General features: G+C 69.6%; 21 protein-coding genes. 8 read left to right on the top strand and 13 right to left on the bottom strand.

The annotated features are described in order from the left end of the window. The first annotated feature begins 164 nt into the window (after positions 1-164). The 5 genes from C8D78_RS13865 (at position 165) to C8D78_RS13845 (ending at position 5,051) form a co-directional block, all read left to right on the top strand. On the top strand, positions 165-1,571 hold the full coding sequence (locus C8D78_RS13865) for an amino acid permease (protein ID WP_120954462.1): 1,407 nt from the start codon (positions 165-167) through the stop codon (positions 1,569-1,571). Positions 1,572-1,796: 225 nt separating this feature from the next. Then, entirely contained in the window at positions 1,797-2,858 is a 1,062-nt protein-coding gene (locus C8D78_RS13860; protein WP_120954461.1) for a thiamine pyrophosphate-dependent enzyme, read from the top strand. After that, positions 2,851-3,897, top strand: coding sequence for an alpha-ketoacid dehydrogenase subunit beta (locus C8D78_RS13855; RefSeq protein ID WP_208641959.1), 1,047 nt, complete (start codon positions 2,851-2,853; stop codon positions 3,895-3,897). Before C8D78_RS13860 ends, C8D78_RS13855 begins: the two co-directional genes overlap by 8 nt. Continuing rightward, complete coding sequence (locus tag C8D78_RS13850) at positions 3,890-4,219, top strand: biotin/lipoyl-containing protein (protein WP_090957029.1); 330 nt, start codon at positions 3,890-3,892, stop codon at positions 4,217-4,219. Before C8D78_RS13855 ends, C8D78_RS13850 begins: the two co-directional genes overlap by 8 nt. A 4-nt stretch (positions 4,220-4,223) precedes the next feature. Beyond that, a complete protein-coding gene (locus C8D78_RS13845; RefSeq protein WP_120954460.1) occupies positions 4,224-5,051 on the top strand; it encodes an alpha/beta fold hydrolase in 828 nt (275 codons plus the stop codon). Positions 5,052-5,143: 92 nt separating this feature from the next. Here the strand turns inward: C8D78_RS13845 and C8D78_RS13840 are convergent, their stop codons facing one another. From C8D78_RS13840 to C8D78_RS13830, 3 genes are all read right to left on the bottom strand, one after another. Continuing rightward, positions 5,144-6,478 (bottom strand): MFS transporter, encoded by a 1,335-nt coding sequence (locus tag C8D78_RS13840; RefSeq protein ID WP_120954459.1) that lies wholly within the window; start codon positions 6,476-6,478, stop codon positions 5,144-5,146. A gap of 159 nt (positions 6,479-6,637) precedes the next feature. Beyond that, positions 6,638-8,092, bottom strand: a complete 1,455-nt coding sequence (hpaB, locus tag C8D78_RS13835; protein ID WP_120954458.1) for a 4-hydroxyphenylacetate 3-monooxygenase, oxygenase component — start codon at positions 8,090-8,092, stop codon at positions 6,638-6,640. Between the two features lie 55 nt (positions 8,093-8,147). Continuing rightward, a complete protein-coding gene (locus tag C8D78_RS13830; RefSeq protein WP_120954457.1) occupies positions 8,148-8,681 on the bottom strand; it encodes a flavin reductase family protein in 534 nt (177 codons plus the stop codon). Between the two features lie 224 nt (positions 8,682-8,905). On the opposite strand from C8D78_RS13830, the gene C8D78_RS13825 reads away from it, so the two are divergent. Further along, positions 8,906-9,622, top strand: coding sequence for an IclR family transcriptional regulator (locus tag C8D78_RS13825; protein WP_120954456.1), 717 nt, complete (start codon positions 8,906-8,908; stop codon positions 9,620-9,622). A gap of 45 nt (positions 9,623-9,667) precedes the next feature. On the opposite strand, the gene C8D78_RS13820 is transcribed toward C8D78_RS13825, so the two are convergent. The 6 genes from C8D78_RS13820 to C8D78_RS13795 form a co-directional block, all read right to left on the bottom strand. Next, positions 9,668-11,113 carry an MFS transporter gene (locus tag C8D78_RS13820; protein WP_120954455.1) on the bottom strand — a complete coding sequence of 482 codons (1,446 nt, stop codon included), beginning with the start codon at positions 11,111-11,113 and terminating at the stop codon, positions 9,668-9,670. 119 nt (positions 11,114-11,232) lie between these two features. Then, complete coding sequence (locus tag C8D78_RS13815) at positions 11,233-14,358, bottom strand: AAA family ATPase (RefSeq protein WP_120954454.1); 3,126 nt, start codon at positions 14,356-14,358, stop codon at positions 11,233-11,235. Continuing rightward, a complete protein-coding gene (locus C8D78_RS13810) occupies positions 14,355-15,554 on the bottom strand; it encodes an exonuclease SbcCD subunit D (RefSeq protein WP_120954453.1) in 1,200 nt (399 codons plus the stop codon). The genes C8D78_RS13815 and C8D78_RS13810 overlap by 4 nt, the downstream gene beginning before the upstream one ends. A gap of 62 nt (positions 15,555-15,616) precedes the next feature. Beyond that, positions 15,617-16,630 carry an MIP/aquaporin family protein gene (locus tag C8D78_RS13805; RefSeq protein WP_120954452.1) on the bottom strand — a complete coding sequence of 338 codons (1,014 nt, stop codon included), beginning with the start codon at positions 16,628-16,630 and terminating at the stop codon, positions 15,617-15,619. A gap of 300 nt (positions 16,631-16,930) precedes the next feature. Next, positions 16,931-17,269: a DUF202 domain-containing protein gene (locus C8D78_RS13800; RefSeq protein WP_120954451.1), complete on the bottom strand. Its 339-nt coding sequence runs from the start codon at positions 17,267-17,269 to the stop codon at positions 16,931-16,933. Beyond that, positions 17,266-17,622, bottom strand: a complete 357-nt coding sequence (locus C8D78_RS13795) for a YidH family protein (RefSeq protein ID WP_120954450.1) — start codon at positions 17,620-17,622, stop codon at positions 17,266-17,268. Before C8D78_RS13795 ends, C8D78_RS13800 begins: the two co-directional genes overlap by 4 nt. Positions 17,623-17,875: 253 nt before the next feature. On the opposite strand from C8D78_RS13795, the gene C8D78_RS13790 reads away from it, so the two are divergent. Beyond that, a complete protein-coding gene (locus C8D78_RS13790; RefSeq protein WP_120954449.1) occupies positions 17,876-19,108 on the top strand; it encodes an ADP-ribosylglycohydrolase family protein in 1,233 nt (410 codons plus the stop codon). A gap of 52 nt (positions 19,109-19,160) precedes the next feature. Here the strand turns inward: C8D78_RS13790 and C8D78_RS13785 are convergent, their stop codons facing one another. Then, the gene (locus C8D78_RS13785; protein WP_244208407.1) at positions 19,161-19,697 is read right to left on the bottom strand and encodes a DUF4395 domain-containing protein; all 537 of its coding nucleotides are present in this window, start codon (positions 19,695-19,697) and stop codon (positions 19,161-19,163) included. A gap of 73 nt (positions 19,698-19,770) precedes the next feature. Further along, entirely contained in the window at positions 19,771-20,787 is a 1,017-nt protein-coding gene (locus C8D78_RS13780) for a 3'-5' exonuclease (RefSeq protein ID WP_120954448.1), read from the bottom strand. A 79-nt stretch (positions 20,788-20,866) separates the two neighbouring features. On the opposite strand from C8D78_RS13780, the gene C8D78_RS13775 reads away from it, so the two are divergent. Next, a complete protein-coding gene (locus tag C8D78_RS13775) occupies positions 20,867-21,634 on the top strand; it encodes a VTT domain-containing protein (protein WP_120954447.1) in 768 nt (255 codons plus the stop codon). Between the two features lie 132 nt (positions 21,635-21,766). On the opposite strand, the gene rdgB is transcribed toward C8D78_RS13775, so the two are convergent. Together rdgB and rph are read right to left on the bottom strand one after the other, a co-directional pair. Continuing rightward, complete coding sequence (gene rdgB / locus C8D78_RS13770; RefSeq protein WP_120954446.1) at positions 21,767-22,429, bottom strand: RdgB/HAM1 family non-canonical purine NTP pyrophosphatase; 663 nt, start codon at positions 22,427-22,429, stop codon at positions 21,767-21,769. 26 nt (positions 22,430-22,455) lie between these two features. After that, positions 22,456-23,214, bottom strand: a complete 759-nt coding sequence (gene rph, locus C8D78_RS13765; RefSeq protein WP_120954445.1) for a ribonuclease PH — start codon at positions 23,212-23,214, stop codon at positions 22,456-22,458. Between the last annotated feature and the right edge of the window lie 74 nt (positions 23,215-23,288).

Here is a 23,288-nt window from a genome sequence, read left to right as displayed (position 1 = left end):
GGCCCCGGTGGAACAAACCGCCGGCAATGTCCGGATTCAGTGAGCAAACTGCCACCATGCTCTCACGGCAGGGGCGCCCGGGCGATCCGGACGGGCGGCTCAAAGACGGTAAATTCAATAGGTCCCATAAGGACGCACAGATCCAAACCACACGAAGGTTCGCCATGACAACGAAGTCCACCGCGACGCTACCCACCGCGGTCTCCGCGGTCCCCGCCCCGGCCCTGGGGCACAGCATGAAGCCGCGCCAACTGACCATGATGGGACTGGGCAGCGCGATCGGCGCCGGGCTGTTCCTCGGCTCAGGAGCCGGAATCCAGGCGGCAGGTCCGGCAGTACTGATCTCCTACATCGTCGCGGGAACCCTGATCATCCTGGTCATGTGGGCCCTCGGCGAAATGGCCGCCGCAAACCCCAACAGCGGAGCCTTCTCGGTCTACGCGCAAAAGGCCATGGGCAAGACGGCCGGCGCGACCGTCGGCTGGCTCTGGTGGCTGCAGCTGGTGGTGGTCATCGCGGCCGAGGCCCTCGGTGCGGCCGCACTCCTTTTCACGGTGTGGCCCGTAATCCCCGTCTGGGCGCTGTCGCTGATCTTCATGGCCCTGTTTACGGCCGTGAACCTCGCCGGCGTGAAGAACTTCGGTGAATTCGAGTTCTGGTTCGCCATCCTCAAGGTCGCCGCCATCCTGATGTTCCTGGCCATCGGCGCGGCCCTGCTGCTGGGCTGGCTGCCGGACGTCCCCTCCCCCGGGCTCAGCAACTTCACCTCCAACTTCGCCCCGGCAGGCCTCGGCGGAATCGCCACCGCACTCTTTGTGGTGATCTTCGCCTTCGGCGGTACCGAGATTGTCAGCGTGGCCGCGGCCGAGACAGAGAATCCCGCGCACAGCGTCGGCCAGGCGATCCGCACCGTGGTCTGGCGGATCCTCGTGTTCTACATCGGCTCGGTGTTCGTCATCGCCGCCGTCCTGCCCTCCACTTCCGCGGCGTTGAAGTCCCCGTTCGCCGGCGTGCTCGACGTCGCCCGCATCCCGGGCGCGGGCGCGGCGATCACCCTCGTGGCCGTCGTCGCACTGCTGTCCGCCCTGAACGCCAACCTCTACGGCGCGTCCCGCATGGTGTACTCGCTGTCCGAGCGGGGCGAGGCCCCGCGGTTCCTCTCCAAGCTCAACACTGCCCGGGTGCCGGTGCTGGCCGTCAGCGTTTCCGTCGCCTTCGGCTTCCTGGCCGCCGTGCTGGAACTACTCTTCCCGGACCAGATCCTGCCGGCCCTGTTCCAGCTTGTCGGCTCCACGTGCCTCGTCGTGTGGGGCTCCGCCCTCGTGTCCCAGCTGATCCTGCGCCGCCGCGCCGACCGCGACGGCACGGCGCTGCCGCTGCGGATGAAGGGCTTCCCCGGCCTGACGATCTTCGGACTCGTGCTCCTGGCGCTGATCTTCGGCGTCGGGTTCAGCAGCCCGGACAGCAGCAGGCAGCTGGTCAGCACGCTGGTGCTGGTGGCCTGCATTGCCGCGGCCTGCTGGATCGGCGCGCGCGTCACCCGCAACCGGGCCGCCCGGCAGTCCGAATAGCCCGGCGGGAGTGCCGCTTCGCGTTCGCGCAGCGGCACTCTCCCGGCACGACCGTTACGCCCGCGCGGCACCCCAGGAGGCGGGGCGCGGCCGTGGCAGGCCGGATTCACGGGCGCTAGACAAATTGCCACATGTTTAGGCCTGGGGTGAGGCAGAATTATGCAGTATGGCCAGCCATTCCTTGGCTGTTTGCCCACCTTCCCGCCGGTGACTAAGGTCACAGGCATGGACACACTTCTCCCCGTGGCTTCCGGCGGCGCTGCCGGGCCCCTCACCGCCGACGAGCTCCGCGAACTCTATTCGCTGATGGTGGCCGTCCGGCACCTCGACACCTCGGCCATCGCGTGGCAGCGGCAGGGCATCATCCCCGGCTACGCGCCCGAACTCGGCCAGGAAGCGGCCCAGGTGGGCAGCGGATACGCCGTGGACACCACCCGCGACTTCGTCTTCCCCACGTACCGCGAGATGGGCGTCGCCCGGACCATGGGCGTGGACATGGTGGCCTACATGTCCACCCACAAGGCCACCTGGCACGGCGGACTCTACAACCCGCTGGAATCCCGGCTGGCCCCAATCCAGGCGGTGGTGGCCGGATCCGTCCTGCACGCCGTCGGCTGGGCCCACGGCCAGACCCTTGCCGCCGGCAGCGACGCAACAACCGACGGCGGGCTCGGCGTCGCCCTGACGTATTTCGGCGACGGCGCGTCCTCCCAAGGCGACGTCCATGAGGCCATGAACTTCGCCGCCGTGATGAAGGCGCCCGTGGTGTTCTTCGTCCAGAACAACGGCTGGGCCATCTCGGTCCCCACCGAACGCCAGGTGGCCGGCGGCTCCGTCGCCGCCCGCGCCGCCGGCTACGGCATGCCCGCGCTGCAGATCGACGGCGACGACGTCGTCGCCGTCGTCGAGGCCACCCGCCGCGCCTTCGCGCACGCCCGGGCCGGCAACGGCCCCGTGCTCATCGAGGCCATGACCTACCGCCGCGGCCCGCACTCCACCGCCGATGATCCGGGCCGCTACCGCTCCCTGGACGAGGAGCGCGACGGCGCCGGCGCCGACCCGCTCGAACGGCTGCGGCAGCGGCTGCTCGCCGACGGCATCGCGGACGAGGCCTTCTTTGCGGAAGCACTGGCCGCGGCGAAGGCGGAAGAGGAGCAGATCCGGACCGGCATCCAGGCCCTGGGATCCCGCCCCGGCACCGAAATGTTTGACCTGGTCTTCCAGGAAACCACCCCTGCCCTGCAGGCCCAGGCCGCCAACTGGCGCGAGGAGTCCGAACATGTCTAACTCGATTCTCGAAAGCGCAAATGCCGCTGCAAGCACGAGCGCAGGCACCCCGGCATCCACCACCGTGATGTCCATGCAGCAGGCGCTGAACCGCGCCCTCGACGAGGTCCTCGCGGAGAACCCCAAGGCCGTCATCTTCGGCGAGGACTGCGGCCGGCTCGGCGGCGTCTTCCGGATCACCGACGGGCTGCAGGCCAAACACGGCGAGCAGCGCGTCTTTGACACCCCGCTGGCGGAATCCGGCATCCTCGGCATGTCCGTCGGCCTGGCCATGGCAGGTTTCCACCCCATTCCCGAGGTTCAGTTCGACGGCTTCGCCTACCCGGCCATCAACCAGATCGTCTGCCAGATCGCCCGGATGAACTACCGCAGCCGGGGCGCCCTGCCCATGCCCATCACCCTGCGCGTGCCCAGCTTCGGCGGCATCCGCGCCCCCGAACACCACGGCGAAAGCCTCGAGGCGCTCTTCGCCCATGTGCCGGGCCTTAAGGTGGTCTCGCCGTCGAACCCGCACGAGGCCTACCACCTGCTCAAGCACGCCGCCACGCGGCCGGACCCGGTGATCTTCATGGAGCCGAAGTCCCGCTACTGGCAAAAAGGCGAGGTGGACATGGCCGACGGCGGCACCCCAGAAGGCGCCAAGGTCATGCGCGAGGGCCGCCATCTGACCCTCGTCGCCTGGGGCGCCATGGTGGCCCGCTGCCTGCAGGTGGCCGAGCTCGCCGCCGAGGACGGGATCGAGATTGAGGTCCTGGACCTGCGCTGGCTCAAGCCGATCGACGCCGGGGCCCTGGCCGCCTCCGTGCGCAAGACGCGCCGCGCCGTCGTCGTCCACGAGGCCCCGCTGACCTCCGGTCTCGGCGCCGAGGTGGCCCAGCTGATCACGCAGAGCTGCTTCGACACCCTCAAGGCGCCGGTGGAACGCGTCACCGGCTTCGACGTCCCGTATCCCTCCGGCGACCTCGAAGACGAATACATCCCGAACATTGACCGGATCCTCTTCGGGATCCAGCGAGTATTGGAGTACAAACGTGGCTGAAATTTCCTTCCCGCTCCCTGATCTGGGCGAAGGGCTCATCGAGGCAACCGTGCTGGAATGGCTCGTCTCACCCGGCGAGCAGGTGGAGCGCAACCAGCCGCTCGTCGAGGTCGAGACCACCAAGTCGGCCGTGGAATTGCCCAGCCCGCAGGCAGGTAAGGTAGTGCGTATCCACGGCGGGCCCGGCGACAAAATCAACGTCGGCGAGCCCCTGATCGTGTTCGAGGTGCCGGACAACACCGCCGGCATCGTGGGCACGGTCCCGACGGAAGAGGCACCGAAGCGCCGGGTCCGCCTGAGCGCCGTACTTGATGAGGACTGACACCATGAGCGGCAGACACACCGGCGAACAGCATTCCCACACCGTGGAGGGCACCGACCCCCAGTTGTATGTGGAGGTGCATGAGCCCCAGAACGACGCCGGGCTCCGTCCGGTCCTGCTGCTGCACGGTTTCTCGTCCTCCTCCAAGCTCAACTGGGAGGACACCGGCTGGCTTGCCGCGCTCCTGGACGCCGGCCGTCGCGTCATCACCGTCGACCTGCCCGGCCACGGCCGCAGCGGGGCACCGGAGGACATGGACTCCTACTCCCCCAGCCGGATCCGCGCGGACCTGCTGCAGATCGTTTTCGACGCCGGCGCGCGTCCCCTGCGCGACGGAGACCCGTCCAGCGGGCTCGACGTGATCGGCTATTCGATGGGATCCCGGCTGGCCTGGGAGTTCGGCGCCACCCAGCACGAGCTGGTTCACCGGCTGGTCCTGGGCGGCCCCAACGTCGCGGATCCGCTGGCTGACTTCGACCTGGTTGCCGCACAGCGGTACCTGGCCGACGGCACCCCGATCGCGGACGAATCCACTGCGGGGCTGCTGAAGATGGCCATGCTGCTGCCGAGCAACAACATTTTCGCGCTGCTTTCCCTGATCGAGGCGATCAAGACCGAGCCGTACGACCCCGCGGAGGCCGTACCGCACATGCCGATGCTCCTCGTGGCGGGGGAAAAGGACGACCGCGCCGCCTCCATGCCGGAGCTCGCCGCCCTTGGTGCCAAGGCCGGCGCGATGGTTGAACAGCTCGTGCTTCCGGGGCGGAACCACACGAACGCCATCACCAGCCGCGCCTTCAAGCAGGGGGCCATCAGCTTCCTGGGCGTCTAAACCCACGCTCAACAAGCAACGCGGGGTCACTTAGCGCCGGTCCGGGGGTTCCGGATGGGCGCTAAGTGACCCCGCGTTGGTGTTTGGGCGGCCTAGTTGTGACGGCTGACGCCGAGCGGGCGGCCCTTCGTTTCGCCGGCGAGCAGGACGCCGACGGCGGAGATGACGCAGAGGACCATGATGTAGATGCCGATGGAGCCGGTCCAGTGGGTCCCCTGCAGGAGCGCTTCGGCGATCATGGCAGCGAACGCGCCGCCGAGGATGGCGCCGAAAGCGTACCCGATCGAAATGCCCGAGTAGCGCACGTTAGCCGGGAACATCTCGGCATACATGGCGGACATGGGTCCGTAGGACAGGCCCAGGCCGACCGTGAGGACGAACAGCGCCACGCCGTAAAGCACGATGTCCTTGGTGTCGATGAGGGCAAACATCGGGATCATCCAGGCGAAGACGATCGCGTAGCCGAGCAGGAAGGTCTTAACGCGGCCGATCTTGTCCGAGAGCCAGCCGCCGACCAGCGTGAAGATCAGCCAGCCGAAGGACGCAAGCGTTGTGGCCAGCAGGATCTGCGGGGTCTGCATCTTCAGCGTCTTGGTGGCGTAGGAGATGAAGAACGCGATCAGCAGGTAGCCGGCGGCGTTGTTGCCGATGAAGATCATCGTCGAGTAGAGCACGGCCTTTTTGTGCTTGCGGAGCAGCTCACCGAGGGGAGCCTTGCTTTCCTCCTTGCGGGCGGCCATTTCCTTGAAGACCGGGCTTTCGGCCACGGCGCGGCGGATCAGGTAGCCCACCACGATCAGCACGATGGAGAGCAGGAAGGGCACCCGCCAGCCCCACGAGGCGAAGTCTTCCTTGGACATGGAAGTGTTGAGGAAGAACAGCAGTCCCGTGGCCAGGATCATGCCCACGGGCACGCCGATTTGCGGGTAGGCGCCGAACAGGCCGCGCTTGCCCAGCGGTGCGTGCTCGACGGCCATCAGCGCGGCTCCGCCCCATTCACCGCCGGCGGAGAAGCCCTGGATGACACGGAGCGTGATGAGCAGGATCGGGGCCCAGACGCCGATCTGCGCGTACGTGGGCAGCATGCCGATCAGGGCCGTGGCGGCGCCCATCATGACCAGGGTGAAGACGAGCATGGCCTTGCGGCCGAGGCGGTCGCCCAGGTGGCCGGCCACGATCGCGCCGAGCGGGCGGAACAGGAAGCTGATGCCGATGAGGGCGAAGGACAGGATCTGCGCCAGCCCCGGGTTGGATGAGTTCAGCGGGGCCAGGAACAGCGGCGACAGCAGCGTTGCCGTCAGCTGGGCAAAAATAAAGAAGTCGTACCACTCGATGGTGGTGCCGACCAGGGTTCCGGCGAGGACCTTGCGTTCCTCATGTTTGCTGCTGGGACCCGCCTGGATATCTACGCTTGAAGTTGCAGTCATTGGAACTTTCATTGCCGGGGGCAGAGGTGCTGCCCGGGTGGGTGCGAGATGACTAGCTGAACGACCCTTGAATTACTGATCGAACGGTCAGTTAGTGTTCAGCATCCTACATGAATTATGTGATGGGGCACACATGTGTCCGGGAATGTCCGCCGCCGCTCAGTCCGCGCGATTGAGCAGCTCGCGGACCCGGGCCCGGACCGGCTCGCGGTCATAGCTGTTCACGAGTGCGCCGGCCATGCGGACCGGATCCCCGAAGAAGAAGTATTCATAGAGCGACTGCCGCCCGGAGAACCCTGAAATCGAGGCGTCGAAGGCCAGCTTGAACAGCCGGACCCGCTCCGGGCCGGTCAGGGTCTTTCCCTGCAGATACATCTCGATGTCCGCCCGCGCCCCGCTGTTGACGTCCGCCTCCCCCGGAAGCGCCATGAGGCCCGACGCCGAGAACTTGCGGATGATCTGCGGGAAGCGCTGGGCGATTTTCGGGTACCAGTTGCGGGCCGCGTTCAGGGTGGACCACTTCGGCAGCATGACGCCGGCGTCGTTGAGCCCGGCGTCGGCCTCCGAGGCGCGGACCAGCGCCTTGCCGATTTCGACGTCGATAATCAGCTCGGCGATGTCCTCCTGGATGTGCTGGAAGCCGTCGATGCCGATCGATTCGGCCAGCTCCGACGCCAGGCCGAGGAAGAACTCGCTCTTGGCGATGGTCCGGGTGACCACCTGGTGGGTCATGAGCGCGCCGGCGCCGGTCTCGGTGTAGAAGCTGTTGCACAGCTGCGGGTGGCCGAGCATGAAGATGCGCTCGTTCGGCACGAAGACGTGGTCGAACACCGCGACGGCGTCCATCTCCTCATAGCGGGAGGCCAGCGGCTCGTCGTGGGTGCTGCCGCCGTTGTAGAGCGAGGTGCGGCAGAGGTAGCGCAGGCCCGGGGCATCGTTGGGGATGGCGAAGGCGTAGGAGTAGGGCGCGTCTTCCGGGGTGCCGCGCAGGACGGTCGACGGAAAGACCAGGAGCTCGTCGGCGATCGGGGCGATCGTGGCGAGCATCCGGGCGCCCTGGATGATGATCCCGTCCTCGCGTTCCTCCACAATCCGGGCCGAGAGCTGGCCGCCGAGCTGCTCCGAGCCCGAGACCGAGCGGTTGACCTGCGGCGGGATGAGGGTGTGCGTGGCCAGGACATCGTTCTCCCGGGCCCACTCGTAGTAGTTGCGGATGTTCGCGCCGAACTTCGGGTCCGCCTGCGAGAACCACTTCCCGGCCGTGCTGAGTGCGGTGAGCGAGGAGTTCATGTAGTCGCCGGAGCGGCCCAGGAAGCCGTGCGAGGCCTCGGCCCACGTGGAAATCGCGCGGCGGCGGCGCTGGAGGTCCTCAACGGTCCTCGGCACCAGGAACGACGCATTGACCAGGTCCCCCGTGCTCGGCGACGTGTAGGTGAGCGCCTCCTGGTACCTCGGGTCGTGCTGCATGTCGAAGAGCTTGGCGTAGGAGCGCGCCACATTGCGGAACGCCGGGTGTTCGGCGACCTCCTTGCTGACCACCTCGCCGTCGATCACCACATGCGGGGTCATGGCGTTGAGCTTGTCCAAGTACTGCTGTCCGGTGCGGATACCCATTGGTCTTGTCTCCAGTCTTCGTTGAGCTGAATGGGGCTGAACAGTTGCGGCCGGGCTACAGCAGGTCCTCCATGCCCAGCTGGCTTTCCGGGATGGTGGTGAACGCGCCGTTGGCGAACGCGAGCGCATCGCCGTTGCGGTAGTTGAAGTCCGCCACCTCGCCGATATACAGGGTGTGGTCGCCGCCGTCGTACGCCGCCCAGGGCTTGCACGTGAAGTAGGCGAGCACATTGGACAGCCGCGGCGCGGTGTCCCCCTCCACCCACAGCGGCTCGGGGCCCGGGTGGCCGGCGAAGTGCATGGCCAGCTGCCGCTGCTCGGCGCCGAGGATGTTCACGGTAAAGGGCCGGCCGGCGAGCTCATCATGGGCCTTGGCGGTGCGGGCAATGCTCACCAGAACCAGCGGCGGTTCCATCGAGACCGAGGTAAAGGAATTCACGGTGATGCCGTGGCGCTTGGTCGCCCCATCGAAGGTCACGATCGCGACGCCGGTCGCGAACCTGCCGAGACTGCCCCTGAAGTGGCTGGCGCGCGGGGAAACCGCCCGGCCCTGGACGTCCCCGGCGTGGTCCCGCGGCTTGGCAATCATCGTTGATCCCCCGGCTTCGGTTGCGGCTGACCTGGATTCACTGGTGGCAGGTTCACTGGTTCCAGATTCACTGCCGTCAGTGGTCCATCGTTCTTCAGTGTTCTACACCGAGTGGATGTTCTATAATCGAACATACAATTCCCATATAGAACGCTAGCTGACCGTGGCGCGGAGCACAAGAGCCCACCGGCAGCCTCCAGCGAACCCGCTCCTAGGATGGACCCATGACCCCGAACGCCGGCGCAGCCCAGGCCTCCCCGTCCCAGACGCTCTCCCGCGGCATCAGGGCGCTGGAAATCCTCGCGGAAGCACAGGAGCCGCTTACCATCGCCGAACTCGCCGACGCGATGGGGGTCCACCGCTCCGTGGCTTACCGGATCCTGCGCACCCTCGAAGACCATTCGCTGCTGGTGCGCGACGGCGGCGGCCGGGTCCAGCCCGGCCCGGGCCTCGCAGTCCTGGCGCGCGGGGTCTCGCGCGATCTGCAGTCGGCCGCCCTGCCGGAATTGACCCAGCTGGCCAACGCCTTGACCATGAGCGCCTTCGTTGCAGTATGGGACCGCGAGGAATGCGTGACGCTGGTGACCGTGGATCCGCGGCACAGCGGCGCGGCCGTGGTGCAGCACCCGGGGTCCCGGCATCCGATCAGCGCCGGGGCGCCGGGCATCGCCATCCAGTCCGCCTTCACGGCGCCGGAGTGGCAGGCGGCGGCCCCGGGCATCCCGTACCGCCCGGAGGCGGCCGAGGCTCGGCGCCGCGGTTTTGCCGCGAGCCATGATGAAGTGATCGCCGGGGTGTCCTCATTGGCAGTGCCGCTGCGCGTGCCGGGCAGCCGGCCGGCCGCCCTTGCGGTGGTCTACATCCGGGCGGCACAGGATCCGGAAGTGGTCGCCGGCGCGCTCACCGAGGCTGCCCGGCGGATCGAGGCGCAGCTCGGCTAAGCGCCCGCAGGGGCCAGACGGCCCCCGGTTGCCTCCCTGCCTGGCTCAGGCGGCCGGCGACGGCTTCCTGCCGCGCTGGCGGAGCACGACGGCGGCTGCCGCCCCCAGCAGGAACAGCGCCGCGGCGGCGCACACCGGAACCCGGAACGCGGTTGAATACCCGAAGTTCTGCGCGAGCTGTCCGGCGATCGAGGATCCGAGCGCCGTGCCGGCGACAATGCCGCTGGCCAGGGCCGTCATGACGGTTCCGAGCTTGCCGGCCGGGGCCACGAGCCCGCCGATGGCAAAGACCGTGACCATGAGCGGGCCGACAGGCAGGCCCAGGACCAGCAGCACCAGGACCATGGGGAGCGCCGTTGAGGGCAGAAGCAACAGAGGAGCCAGCCCGGCCATGAGCGCCGCACACACAATCCAGCGCGCGTTCACCGTGAAGCGCCGCGGCCAGTACGCGACCGAGAGGGCTGCCGCCGCGGAGCTCAGTCCCATGACGGCGTAGAGCAGGCCGGCGACCTCGGACGTGGCGAAGCCGGCGGAGAAGGAACTCAGCGAGGTCTGGGTGGATCCGAAGAACGTGCCCATGCACACCATCGCCAGCACGGGAAGGGCGACGGCGGCCATGCTCCGGACGCGCCCGGGTGTCCCGGCGGTGTCCGGGCGCCGTGCCCCGGCCCGGCCGGCGGCCGGATCTCCCGCCGATCCGGGAGCCCGACGCCGCGGGGTGCGGGCCACCGCGTGGTGCGTGGGGTGGACGGCGAAAGCCGGGACCAGGACGAGCGTCAGTGCCGCCGCGAGGGCCAGCGGAAGCCACGGCGCGAGCAGGCTGGCGAGGATACCGACCAGTGCCGGGCCCAGCACGAAGGTCAGCTCGTCCGCGGTGCTCTCATAGGACAAGGCAGTGTCCAGGTCTGCGGGACTTGCTGCCGGTCCGGCCCCGGCGGTGCGGGCTGTCAGCGCCATCCAGCGGACCCGGGCCAGCGGTCCGACCTGCGGGCAGCTGGCCCCGGCCACGAAGGCGGCAACGAGCACGGGGGCGGCTACGGCAAAGTCCTGTACCCCGGCGACGAGGTAGGCCGCGAGGATCAGGGCAACGATGGCCACGGTGTTGGCGATCGCGGACACCAGCAATACCCCGCGCTGGCCAAGCCGGTCCGCGAGGATGCCCAAGACCGGAGCGCCCAGCGCGGAGCCGATGCCGACGGCACCGGCGGCGGCGCCGCCCACGGCATAGGAGCCGGTGACGGCGGTGACGAGCGTGAGGGCGCCGACGGTGAGCATGGCCAGCGGCAGGCGGGCGAAGAGTCCCAGCGGGATGAAGCCCCGGCCGGCGAGCAGCGGCAGCCGGGCGAAGCGGCCGCCCTCGCGGGGTGCGGGGGCCGGCGGTGCGGCCGGGCCTGTTGCGACGGTCGACGGCTGCGCGGTGCGCAGAAGCGCCTCGTCGGTCGAAAGTGGGACGTCAAGATGAGTCGTCAGCGACGACGGTGAAGGGTTCATGGTTTTCCGGGTTCACTCAATAGTGCGCATCGTCCCTCCTCCCGATGCGCGCGACCCGGTAACAGGTCAATGATACCGGACCCCGGCCGGCACGGCCGGGGTCCGGCTGCGGGCCGGGGTCAGACGGGTGCGTCGTCGCTGATGTGCAGGGTGGAGCCGTTGCGGCCCTTGACCACCTGGAGCTGGGTGCCGATGCGCTGCTTCATTTCCGCCACATGGCTCACGAGTCCCACCACCCGGCCGCCGTCCCGGAGGCTTTCCAGGGCGTCCATCACCTGCTCCAGGGCTTGGTCGTCGAGGCTGCCGAAGCCCTCGTCCACGAAGAGCGTCTCGATGTCCACGCCTCCGGACTCGTGCTGCACGACGTCTGCCAGACCGAGGGCCAGGGCAAGGGAGGCCATGAAGGACTCGCCGCCGGAGAGGGTGGCGGTATCCCGGCGCTGGCCGGTCCACTCATCGACCACTTCCAGGCCGAGGCCCGACTTGGCACCGCGCGCGGCCTTGGCATCGGTGTGTTGGAGCGTATAACGTCCGTCGCTCATGCCGATGAGGCGCTCCGACGCGGCGACGGCCACCTGCTCGAGCCGGGCGGCGAGGACGTAGCTGTTCAGGCTCATGCGGTACGTGTTGTCGCCTCCGCCCCTGGCAGCGTCCGCCACGGCAGCAAGAAGGGCGGCCCGTTCCCGCGGTTCCCGGCCGGCGGCAGCGAGGTCCGCGTAGTCGCCGGCGATGCGTCCGAGGCTGCGGACGGAGTTTTCCGCCAGCCCTGCGGCCAGCACGGCTTCCAGTGTGGTGCGCTCCGCCTCGGCCGACTCCGTCCGGAGCTGCTCGAGGGCAGCCTCGCTGACGAGGTCCCCGGCAGCGCGCTCTGCTGCTGCCAGGGAGAGGTCTTCCCCCGCGAACAGTTCCTCGATCCTGGCGGCCTCGTCCTGTCCTGCCCGGATGGCGGCCTCGAGACCGTTTGCCTCCGGCGCCGGCAGCAGTGCTGCCCGCGCCGCGGTTTCACTGGTGAAACCGGCCGCCGGCAGCGCCTGTTCCAGCTGCCGGCGTGCCTCGGCTGTGCGGGCCACGGCCTGCTCCACGGCGGACTGCGCGGCGTCGGCGCGTTCCAGGACCCCCGCCGTTCCGGCAAGACCGGCGATCCGTGCGTCGAGGCTCGGGTGGCCCGCCCGGAGCGCGTCCAGGGCATCTTCGAGGCCTTGTGCCTGTTCGTCGACTTCGGCGATGGTGGATTGCGTTTGGGCGGTACCGGAGGCGGCGTCGGCCTGCGCCCGGTCCGCGGCGGTGATGGCCGCCTCAACATCGGCCAGCCGGGCCCGGCTGGCGGCAAGCTCCGATGCCGCGGCGCCGGCGTCCTCCGCCCGTTCCTGGGCCAGGGCTGCATCGGCGCGTGCCTCGTCGGCAGGCGTGCTGCCGCCCTGCGCTGCCAGGACGGCGACACCCTGACGGGCCTCGGCGAGGTCCCGGCCCAGGGCGGCGAGCGCCGCTTCCGCCGTGTCGGCCGCGTCCTGCGCGGTTTTCTCGGCCTCGGCGACCGCCAGCGCCGAGGCCGCGGCCGGTGCCGGTTCCGGATGCTCCGGGCTGCCGCAGACGGGGCACGGGACTCCGGCGAGAAGTTGGGCTGCGAGCTCGGCCGCGGCGTTGGTGAGCCGTTGTTCGCGGAGGTCGAGCCAGTGCTGCCTCAGGTCCTGGTGTTCCTGCCGGGCCTCGACGTGCCGTTCCGCGATCGCCGAGCACGTGGCCTCGGCGGCGAGATAGCGGCCAACGATGGCCACGAGCTCGTCTGCCGCCGTGGCCTCTTTGGTGCGGAGCTGAACTTCCGCGGCGAGCTCTTCCAGGGGGCGGATTCCACCGGTCAGGGCCGCCGATTCAGTGCGCAGGGCATCCAGTGCCGCGGCGCCGGCCTGCTGCCCGGTTTCCAGCTTCTGCAACTGCAGGCCAAGCCGCTTGCGCCGGTCCTTGAGTCCGGTGAGCCGGGATTCGTCCGGCAGTCGCTCGGTGAGTACGGCGCGCAGGGACCGCAGCCGTTCGAGGGCGGTCCTGAGTGCTGCGCTATCGAACGGGGCGGGGCTGCCGGTGCCAGCGGCCGCCCGGCCGGCACCGCCATCCACGTCAACGCTGCCGGCACCGGCAACACTGTCAGCGGCGACATCGATGGGCTCCAACCCGGCGAGCTCCGGGTCCACGGCGGCCGCGGACCGCAACTGGTGCGCGGACTCCAGCAGAGCCGTTCGGGCCGCACCCTCGGCTACAGCGGCACTTTGAACTGCCCGCAGCTGGCCGCCCAGCACTTCGGCTTTGCGGTGCAGGCCCAGGGTGAGGGCCTTTTCCGCCAGAACAGGTGCGGCGGCATCGGCGTCGGTTCGACGCAGTTCCGCGGCCGCAAGTTTGGCGTGGCGGCTTGCCCGCGCGGTAGCGGCCTCCAGCCGGGAGGCCTGCTCGGCGGCATGTCGCTGGGCGGTCGCGGCTCTCTCGTGGCATCCCGCCGCGGCGGTTGCCGCGGCGTCACCAAGCCACCCTAAAAGGGCATCGGGGGCGTCGCCGCCCGGGGCCTGCGCGGAGTCGAGTTCGAGCGCCGCGGTTTCGGACTGGGCCTGGGCCAGCAGAAGGTCAAGCCTGGCATTGAGGGCCGCCACCTCCGCCTTAGCGGTCTGGGCCTGCCGGGATAGTTCCAGTTCCACGGCTTCAAAGCGCTGGGTGCCGAAAAGGCTCTGCAGCAGTTCCAGCCGGTCTGCTGCCTTGGACCGCAGGAACGCCGCGAAGTCGCCTTGCGGCAGCATAACCACGCGCGTGAACTGGTCCCGGTTCATGCCCAGGACGTCGAGGATTTCTGCCCCGGCCTCGTCATTCCGGCCGGATTTCTCCACCCACGCGCCGTCGATGCGTTCGCGCAGCAGAGTGTTGGCCTGCTGGACCGTGAAGCCGTTCTTGCCGCGGGCGCTCGGCTTGTCCCAGGCCGGAGAACGGGAGACCTCGAAGCGCCGGCCCTTGGCCGAGAACTCGCAGGTGACGCGCGGCTCGGCGGCGGCGTCCGCGTGGTCGCTGCGTAGCCGCTTGCCATCCTGCCGGGCCCCGGGAACCGATCCGTACAGCGCGAAGCAGATGGCATCCAGGACGCTGGTCTTGCCCGCGCCGGTGGCGCCGTTCAGCAGGAACAGCCCGTGGACGCTGAGGCGGTCGAAGTCGATCATCTCCGTGCCGGCGAACGGGCCGAAGGCGGAGATCTCAAGGCGGTGGATCCTCACCGGGACACTCCTTCCAGGCGCACAGCTTCGAGGGCCTCGGCGAGCACCCCTGATTCGGCGTCGGACGCGGGCCGGCCCCGGACGTGCTCCAGGAAGCCGCAGCAGACGGAGAGGTCGTCGTCAGCTTCGGCGAGCCTGCTGCTGTAGCTGGCCTTCGGCGCCGCACCGGCACCCTCGGGATCGAAGCCGAGCACCAGGGTGTCCGGGAACCGGGCCCGCAGCCGGTCCATGGCCAGGGCGGGCCGCGCGGCATCCGTCAGCGTGATCTGGCAGTAGGCGTCCTCGGCCCACGCGAGGTCCGCCGAGTCCAGCAGGTCCTCCAGTTTTCCGCGCAGCACGGCGAGGGCCCGGGGTGCGGTCCAGAGGACTTCGCGGACCTCGCCGATGCCATCGGCGTCGACGTCCACGAGCCAGCCGCCTTTGCTGTGCTTGGCCTCGGAGAAGGAGTAGGCCAGCGGCGAGCCGGAGTAGCGCACGGACGGCGAGAGCGCCTGCCGGCCGTGGAGGTGGCCCAGGGCGGTGTAGCCGAAGCCGTCGAAGAGATCCAGCGGGACCGCGCCGACGCCCCCGATGCTCAGATCGCGTTCGCTGTCCGAGCTGATGCCGCCGGACGCGAAGGTGTGCGCCAAAACCACCGAGTGGACGGTCCGGGCCGCACCCCGGCGGAGGAGGTCCTCCCGGATCCGTTCGGTGGCGGCGCGCGTGACTTCAAAGTGGCTCGCGGTGTCCACGCCCAGCTGTTCGGCGACGAGCCTGGGCTCGAGCCACGGGATGCCGTAAATGGCCAGTACCGGCCCCGTCCCGGTCCCGGCCGGGTCCGCGGCGGATGCGCTGTCCCCGAGCGGAAGGAGCACAGGCTGGTCCAGTTCGTCCAGCCGCGTGCGCAGGTGCACTCCCCCGCGTTCGAGCAGCCGCGAGGCGAACCCCAGCCGGATGGCGGAGTCGTGGTTGCCGCTGGTCAGGACCACCTGGGCGCCGGCACCAGTGAGGCGCACCAGGGCGTCATCGAGGAGACCGACGACGTCGACCCCCGGCAGCGCGCGGTCGTACACGTCCCCGGCGATGAGGACGACGTCAACAGCCTCGTCCCTGACTTTCGCCACGAGCTGATCGATGAAGTCGCGCTGGGCGTCCAGCATGCCGACGCCGTGGAAGGAACGGCCCAGGTGCCAGTCGGAAGTGTGCAATAACCGCATATTCCTACGGTATCCGGTGGCACCGACACTCTTGCGCCACCACCCCGGAAGGGTGACGGCGGTTACTTGCCGCCCTTGCGGTCGAAGAAACTGCGCGCCTCGTCCTCGCCGGAGGCCGTGTCCTCGCCCCTACGCGCGGCGCCCGCCGGCTCAGCCGCGGCGGGCTCCGGGTCAGTCGACGCTGCCGCGTCCCTGCCCGCCCGTGCAGCCGTGAGTTCCTGCTTGTGCGCCTCCTCATGGACCGACTCCGTGTCGGCGGCCGTGTCAGCCCTGGACCGGCTTGCCGGTCCGGCATTTGCAGGAGAAGCCGGCCGGGCAACCGACTGGGCGAAGCCGCGGAAAACCAGTCCGGCGATGGCCGCGCCCACCACGGGTGCCACCCAGAACAGCCACAGCTGCCCCAGCGCATCCGGGCCGCTGAAGATGGCCGATGCCGTGGCCCGGGCCGGGTTGAACGGAACATTGCCGATCGCCTGCCCCAGCTGCAGGAGCATCGCCGCCGTCAGGCCGACCGCGAAGGGGGCAGCGGCCTTGGCGGGGTTCCGGCGCGCCGTCGTGGCGAGGAAGACGGCTACGAGCAGGGCCGTACCCAGGACCTCCACGAGCAGGACGCCGGCCAGGGGCACCTGGATGATCGAGTGTTCTCCAAACCCGGCCGTGACGGTGGCGAACGCGGCCTGGGAGTCATCGATTTTCGGTACGGTGCGCAGGACGCCGAATAGGGCGACGGCGCCAAGCACGGCGCCCACAAGCTGCGCGCCGATGTAAGCCGCGGCGTCGGTGAGCCGCATCCGCCCGGCGATGGCGTTGCCCACGGTGATGGCGGGGTTGAAGTGTCCGCCCGAAACGTAGCCGACCGCCAGCATGGCCGCGGTCAGAGCCACGCCCGCGGCCAGGGCTGCGGGGAGGGGATTGGACTGCGGAAGCGTGAACAGCAGCACGCCCAACCCCGCCACCACGACCAGCAGGGTCCCGAATGCCTCGGCGGCCAGCCGGGCCACGAGTCCGGGCCGGGCCGAATCGTCGCTGGCGGGCTGGACGCCCGCGGTGTCGGGGGCTGGCGCAAGCAGAGTCATAGTGAGGAGTTCCTTTGCTGGTGGCGGCGCGCCTGCGGGCTGCAGTTGCCCCATGGCAGGCCCGCCGCCGGGTGGTGGTCCGGACGTGGCATTACCCCGCCGGAGTGTAGCTTCGCCTGCAGTCTGCCAGCGAAGTCTGGATGTTCGCTGGATTGCGGCTCCACGGCGTGGTGCCGATTTCCCGGCCAAGGTGGACCGCCCCAGGCGCCGGCCCGACGGCCTGCTGCGGCCCCCGGCAGTGGTCGAAGTTCTGCCCGTGGCAGCGTGTCCCGGTTCAACGTCCCCAAAGTGTGTCCCGGTTCAGCGTCCCAGCGCCACCGCAGCTACGGCGCTGGCCGCAAGTGCCACCACGGCGGAGGCAGCCCAGCGCAGGAGCACTGCCGGCGGCGCCGCCGAGGACTGCCGGAGTTCCCGCCCCCGGACCAGCACGCACAGGCCAAGGATCACGGTGGCCGCCCCGGCGACCAGCGCGCAGATCCCGAGATAGTCAACGGGACCCCCAGCGCCCCGGGACGCGGCGAGCGCCCAGCTGCGCCAGATCAGCAGGTCCGCGACGACGAGGGCCAGCAGGGTCCGGCGCCAGGCCAGTGACGTCCGCTCAGGCTGCAGCCCGGGATCCCGGGCCGCGTCAGGGCTCACCGCACCACCAGGATCAGCACAGCGAACACCAGTGCTGCGGCCGCGACGCCGATCGTCATCACCAGCATCAGCCAGGAAAAAGGCAGCTCCCGGTTGTGCCGCATGGCCGCCTCCATGAGTCCCCAGCGGTGGTAGGACAGGACGGCCAGTCCTGCACCCAGGAACGCGAGGATGACGCACAAGACGATCCGCACCGGTGCGGGCGCGATCTCGGGGGCCAGCTGGTCGATCGCAAGCGCACCGGCAATCAGGGCCAGCGACGTGCGGATCCAGGCCAGGAACGTCCGTTCGTTGGCAAGGGAAAATCTGTAGTCGGGCGTGATCCCGGTCTTCCGCCACGCTGGTTCGCGCATTCGATTCCTTCTATTCGGCTTGCCCGGCCCGGCTCATGCGCCGCCCGCGGGTGCTCCACCTGACCGCTGGAGGGGTCCTAACAGCACCCTACCGGCGTTCCGTGCCACCTGCCCGCGGCACGGCAATAGCAGCGGGCAATACCGGCGGGGCACCCGCGCCCGGAAACCCCGTCCGGGAACCGCGGCCCGGGAACGGCGGCACGTGAACGCCGGCATTGGGTCGCGACGGGCCGTGGCGGGTAAATTTGAGGACATGAGCAACGAGCCCGGCACCGCCCCCGCACCAGCCCCAGCACCCGGCCCGTCAGGCACCCCCGCGCACGGCTCGCGGATCCACGGCTGCCTCCTGGGCGGTGCGCTCGGCGATGCGCTCGGCTATGCCGTCGAATTCGACGACATCGCCGCGATCAGGGCCCGGTTCGGACCCGCGGGCCTGCAGGATTTCTCCGCGCTCGACGCCGGCACCCCGTTTTCGGACGACACGCAAATGACGCTGTACACGGCAGACGGCCTCCTTGAGGCGCTGGAATGGGCCAATGACGGTGTGGCCGCGGACATCAACGCGTGCCTGTGGCTCGCGTACTTGCGCTGGCTGGGCACCCAGGGCGAGGCGGCGCCGCCGTCCGCCCCGGCCCAGCCGCCGCGGTGGATCGACGGCCAGGACGTCCTGAAAAACCGCCGTGCACCCGGGAACGCATGCCTGACCGGACTCGCCACTGGCGAGATGGGCACGGTCCAGCGGCCCGTCAACCCCGAGTCGAAGGGCTGCGGCACCGTGATGCGCTCGGCGCCGTTCGGCCTGATCCCGCACATCGAACCCGATACGGTCTACAAGCTCAGTGCCGATGCCGCGTCCCTGACCCACGGCCACCCCGCGGCCCGCCAGGGCGCCGGGGTTTTCAGCCTGGTCATCCACGCCCTGGCTTCCGGCGCGGGGCTGCGCGAAGCCACGGAGTCGGCCCTCGGGCGCCTGCGCGGCGGCGTCCTGCGGAAGGGTGAGGATCCGGATCCGGATCTGGTGGCACGGCTGGAGGCCGTCCTTCGGCTGGCCGGCGACGCCCCCACGGCCGGCGGCGTGCTCAGTCCCGAGGCCCTGGTCAGCCAGCTCGGCGAGGGATGGGTGGCGGAGGAGGCCCTCGCGGTCGCCCTCTACGCGGTGCTCGCCACCCTCCCGGAATCGGAAGGGCAGCCGGCCCGCGGGACGGAGACAGCGGCCGGCGCGGGTTCAGGTTCAGCTTCAGCTTCAGCTTCAGCCGGGGAGGCTAGCACGGCCGGAACTGCCGGGCCTGAGGCCCACTTCCGCGCGGCGATCGCCGTCGCGGTGAACCACAGCGGGGACAGCGACTCGACCGCGTCAATCGCGGGCAACATCCTGGGCGCCTACTACGGCGAGCAGTGCCTGCCGGCCGGCTGGCTTGCTGCGCTGGAGGCGCCGGAGGTCATCCGCGGCATGGCGTCACGGCTGGCCGCCGTCACCGGCTCGTAGCACGGCCGGTCAGCGGGAAACAGGCACGCGGGCGTCCGGTCTCAGGCGAGGCTCAGGCGCGCCGGAGCGAGATGTTGTTGCAGGCTTCGCAGACGTCCTCGGGGATCAGCCCGCGGCGCTGCAGGAAGCCGAAAACGGTGCAGCCGAGGCAGAACCCGGCGAACGCCTCCAACGATGCGGCCGCGATCAGCACGGAAAGGAGGACCCACGCCGCCGGCGCCAGGCCCGCTGCCAGCAGCACCGCCGCGGCCGTGGACACGGCGGCGCCGATCCCCTGGGCAAACCGCTTGGGCGGACCGGGAACGAGGCGGGTCCGTCCGAGCCAGGGCGTCAGGACCTTGACGGAGAGCTGGGCCAGCGGCGAGATCCGCGGACCGAACAGCACGCGCAGCCAGAACCCCGCCGCAATGACGGCGAGCCCCCAGCCGAAACCGGTGAGCAGTGTCACTGCGGAGAGCGCCACCACCAGGGCGGCCGTGATGCGGGCGGAGTACTCGTTCACCGGATTCGGGAACGCGAACACCCGCCGCCAGTCGATTCCGCGCTTGGACGCCACGGCGGGAGTCGGTGCATGCGTCAGTTTGCTCATCAGTCAAGGCTACGAGCGCGTGCGCCATAGCCGGAATGATTGTTGCGCCGTGTGACTGCCGGAGGGTCCCGGTTCAGGCGGGGGTGGCGGCCACGTGCCCGCCGACCATCTGCAGGAACTCCCCTTCGGACAGCACTTCGATCCGCCGCCCGCGTTCGTGCAGCTCCAGGACCCGGCGCGCCTTGCCGGTGAGCCGGCCGGAGCGCAGGTCCGCGGCCACAAAGCCGTCACCCACCACCAGCACCGTGGTGCGGGCAGTCACCCGGCTTTCGGTCCGGGCGCCCAGCTCGGCCGAGCGGATCTTGGCCTCGGGGCGGGGAATGGCCAGTTCGCCGGTGAAGACGACGGTCTGACCGAACAACGGGTGGCCGGGGCTGGCAGCGGCATTGGGGGCAGGGTTGGCGCCCTCCTCCGGCCAGCCGGCACCGAATGAACGGCCCGGCGCCGCCGCTGCGGCTCCCCCGGCCAGCGCCTCCAGCGCGGCCAGGGTGGCCTTGGACAACGGGTCGCGCCGGGGATCGAAGGCCGGCTGGTGCGACACCGCCAGGCCCAGCGACAGATGGAGTTCCGCAATGCTCGCGGCCCCGTTGCGGCCGGCGATGTCGATCAGGATGCCGGCACAGGCACGCGCGTCCTCGGCCGCGTCGTGGTGATTGACCAGCGGAACGCCGGCCTCCTCGGCGGCGTACGGCAGCGAATTGGACACCAGGGAGTAGCAGCGCCGCGACAGCATGACCGTGCAGACGTAATCGTAGGCGGGGCCGGGCAGGCCGGACACTTCCAGGCCGGAGCGGATCACGCCGAGATCGAACGCCGCGTTATGGGCCGCCAGCACGTCCCCGCCAATGAACGCCCCGATCTCCGGGAACAGCTCACCGAAGCGCGGCAGGCCAGCCACCTGCTCCGACCGGATGCCGTGGATCCGGACGTTGTGGAAATCGAAGGTGTCGTGGTTTTCCGGCGGCCGCATGAGCCAGGAGGCCTCCTCTACGACGACGCCGCCGCGGACCTTGCTCAGGCCAACGGCGCACGGTGAACCGCGGAAGCCGTTCGCGGTCTCAAAGTCGATCGCCGTAAAGTCCAAACCCACGGCTCAACTTTAGCGCCCGACGGCGGGACCTCCCGCACGGAGGGGGGTCAAGTACCCTTAACTGGTGAACCCAATAGCAATGAGCGACCTCGCCGTGTCCGCCCTCGGCGGTGCCGGCCCCGTGCAGCCCCACCTGGCCTCCTTACTGCCCGACTGGCTCAACCCGCAGGTTTTCCTGGCGAATCCGGCCTTCGCACCTTGGGTTGTCCTGCTGATCTGCGGCATCATCTTTGCCGAAACCGGGCTGCTAATCGGCTTCTTCATGCCCGGGGACTCCATGCTGTTCACGGCCGGTCTGCTCGTGGCCACCGGCACCATCCAGGTCAACATCTGGATTCTGACCGCCCTCATCATCCTCGCCGCCATCGTCGGCAACCAGGTCGGCTACCTGATTGGTTCCGCGGCCGGACCCGCCTTGTTCAACAGGCCAAATTCGAAGTTGTTCAAGCGTGAAAACGTGGAGAATGCCCATGCCTTCTTCGAAAAGCACGGCGGCAAGGCTCTCATCCTGGCGCGTTTCGTGCCGATCATCCGCACCTTCGTCCCGGTCATCGTGGGCGTGGCACAGATGAGCAAGCGCAAGTTCTTCACCTACAACGTGATCGGCGCGGTGCTGTGGGGCGGCGGGGTCACCCTGCTCGGCTACGCGCTCGGGGACACCGTGCCGTGGGTCAAGGACAACCTCGACATCATCTTCATTGCCATCGTGCTGGTCTCCGTGATCCCGATCGCCATCGAGGTCGTCCGCGGCGGCATCGCGAAGCGGCAGGCCGCGAAGTACGGCACGGACGTCGTGGAAGAGTTCATTGAAGAGCACGAGCCCGAAGAAGAGCGCCGGACCCCCTAGCGCAGAACCCCACAGCGCAGGACCCCACAGCGCAGTGCTGCCGTGACAGCGCGATAGACGCTTTAAACAAGGAAGGCGCCCCACCGTGTGGGGCGCCTTCCTTGCGTCAGGCACAGGGCGTGCTCCGGCGGCCTACGTCCCGGCCAGGGCCTCGACGATGGCCGGAAGCAGCGCCCGGAACGCGTGGCCCCGGTGGCTGATGGCGTTCTTCTCCTCGGGCTCAAGCTCGGCGCAGCTGCGCTCCAGCCCGCTGGGCTGCAGCACGGGGTCGTAGCCGAAGCCGCCTTCCCCGCGCGGCTCCCGCAGAAGGACCCCTTCCAGCTGCCCGTATTCCACCACTTCCCGGCCGTCCCCGGCTGGCGACGCGGGCACGGCCAGCGCCGCGGCGCAGACGAATGCGGCCCCGCGGTACCCGTCCGGGACGTCGGCCAGCTGGGCCAGCAGCAGCTGCAGGTTCGCGGCGTCGTCGCCGTGCCGGCCGGACCAGCGCGCCGAGAAGATCCCGGGTGCGCCTCCCAGCACGTCCACGGAAAGCCCGGAGTCGTCGGCGATCGCCACGAGCCCGGTGGCTTCCGCCACGGCCCGCGCTTTCAGAAGCGAGTTTTCGGCGAAGGTCACGCCGGTCTCGGCGACGTCGGGGGCACCGACGGCGCCGGCGTCCACCACCTGGGTGTCGACGTCGAGCCCGGGCACCTGGCCGCGCAGCAGCTCCCGGAGTTCCCGGAGCTTGCCCTTGTTGTGGGTGGCGAGGACCAGCCGGGGCGCGGGCCCGCCGGCGGCAGAGCTGCCGGCCACCGGCGCTCCCTCGCCCGGAGCCTCCGTCACGGGGCTTCGGCCAGGGTATCGCGCTGGATGGCGGCGAGCTGCTCCGTGCCCAGCAGGGCCAGGTCGAGCAGCTGGTTCAGCTCGTCGCGGTCGAAGGGCGCGCCCTCGGCGGTGCCCTGGACTTCCACGAACTTTCCGGAGCCGGTCACCACGACGTTCATGTCCGTCTCTGCCCGCACGTCTTCGACGTAGGGCAGGTCGAGCATCGGCACGCCGTCAATGATGCCGACGGATACCGCGGCGATGGTGTCGATGAGCGGCTGGGCGTTCTTGGCGATCATCTTCTTCTCGCGGGCAAAGCGGATGGCGTCCGCCAGGGCCACGTAGGCGCCGGTGATGGCCGCGGTGCGGGTGCCGCCGTCGGCCTGCAGGACATCGCAGTCCAGCACGATCGTGATCTCGCCGAGGGCCTTGGTGTCGATGATCGAACGCAGCGAGCGCCCGATCAGCCGGGAGATCTCGTGCGTGCGGCCGCCGATCTTGCCCTTGACGGACTCACGGTCGGACCGGGTGTTCGTGGCCCGCGGCAGCATGGCGTACTCCGCGGTCACCCAGCCGCGGCCCTCGCCCTTGAGCCAGCGCGGGACGCCCTCCGTCAGGGAGGCCGTGCACAGGACGCGGGTGTTGCCGAATTCGATCAGGGCCGATCCTTCGGCCTGCTTGGACCAGCCGCGGGTGATGCTGATCGGACGCAGCTGGTCGGTGGCGCGGCCGTCGGCGCGGATGACGGGGACAGAAGGAGCTTGGGAAGTCATGCCTTTAGCTTATCGACTCCCCCGGCCCGGCCAGCGCCGGGCAGGGCCCGAGACTTCCGGCCGGACGTTCCGGC

This window comes from Arthrobacter oryzae, assembly GCF_003634095.1.
Lineage (GTDB): Bacteria > Actinomycetota > Actinomycetes > Actinomycetales > Micrococcaceae > Arthrobacter > Arthrobacter oryzae.
Note: the sequence above shows the minus strand (reverse complement) of the source record. Positions and strands in the feature narration are given on the sequence as shown.

Excerpts from the sequence above, each read along its gene's own strand:
- hpaB (WP_120954458.1), bottom strand. The coding sequence starts at position 8,092 with ATGGGTATCCGCACCGGACAGCAGTACTTGGACAAGCTCAACGCCATG.
- C8D78_RS13860 (WP_120954461.1), top strand. The coding sequence starts at position 1,797 with ATGGACACACTTCTCCCCGTGGCTTCCGGCGGCGCTGCCGGGCCCCTC.
- C8D78_RS13840 (WP_120954459.1), bottom strand. The coding sequence starts at position 6,478 with ATGACTGCAACTTCAAGCGTAGATATCCAGGCGGGTCCCAGCAGCAAA.
- C8D78_RS13820 (WP_120954455.1), bottom strand. The coding sequence starts at position 11,113 with ATGAACCCTTCACCGTCGTCGCTGACGACTCATCTTGACGTCCCACTT.
- C8D78_RS13810 (WP_120954453.1), bottom strand. The coding sequence starts at position 15,554 with ATGCGGTTATTGCACACTTCCGACTGGCACCTGGGCCGTTCCTTCCAC.
- C8D78_RS13805 (WP_120954452.1), bottom strand. The coding sequence starts at position 16,630 with ATGACTCTGCTTGCGCCAGCCCCCGACACCGCGGGCGTCCAGCCCGCC.
- C8D78_RS13825 (WP_120954456.1), top strand. The coding sequence starts at position 8,906 with ATGACCCCGAACGCCGGCGCAGCCCAGGCCTCCCCGTCCCAGACGCTC.
- C8D78_RS13845 (WP_120954460.1), top strand. The coding sequence starts at position 4,224 with ATGAGCGGCAGACACACCGGCGAACAGCATTCCCACACCGTGGAGGGC.
- C8D78_RS13830 (WP_120954457.1), bottom strand. The coding sequence starts at position 8,681 with ATGATTGCCAAGCCGCGGGACCACGCCGGGGACGTCCAGGGCCGGGCG.
- rph (WP_120954445.1), bottom strand. The coding sequence starts at position 23,214 with ATGACTTCCCAAGCTCCTTCTGTCCCCGTCATCCGCGCCGACGGCCGC.
- C8D78_RS13785 (WP_244208407.1), bottom strand. The coding sequence starts at position 19,697 with ATGAGCAAACTGACGCATGCACCGACTCCCGCCGTGGCGTCCAAGCGC.
- C8D78_RS13775 (WP_120954447.1), top strand. The coding sequence starts at position 20,867 with ATGAGCGACCTCGCCGTGTCCGCCCTCGGCGGTGCCGGCCCCGTGCAG.
- C8D78_RS13795 (WP_120954450.1), bottom strand. The coding sequence starts at position 17,622 with ATGCGCGAACCAGCGTGGCGGAAGACCGGGATCACGCCCGACTACAGA.
- C8D78_RS13865 (WP_120954462.1), top strand. The coding sequence starts at position 165 with ATGACAACGAAGTCCACCGCGACGCTACCCACCGCGGTCTCCGCGGTC.
- C8D78_RS13855 (WP_208641959.1), top strand. The coding sequence starts at position 2,851 with ATGTCTAACTCGATTCTCGAAAGCGCAAATGCCGCTGCAAGCACGAGC.
- C8D78_RS13790 (WP_120954449.1), top strand. The coding sequence starts at position 17,876 with ATGAGCAACGAGCCCGGCACCGCCCCCGCACCAGCCCCAGCACCCGGC.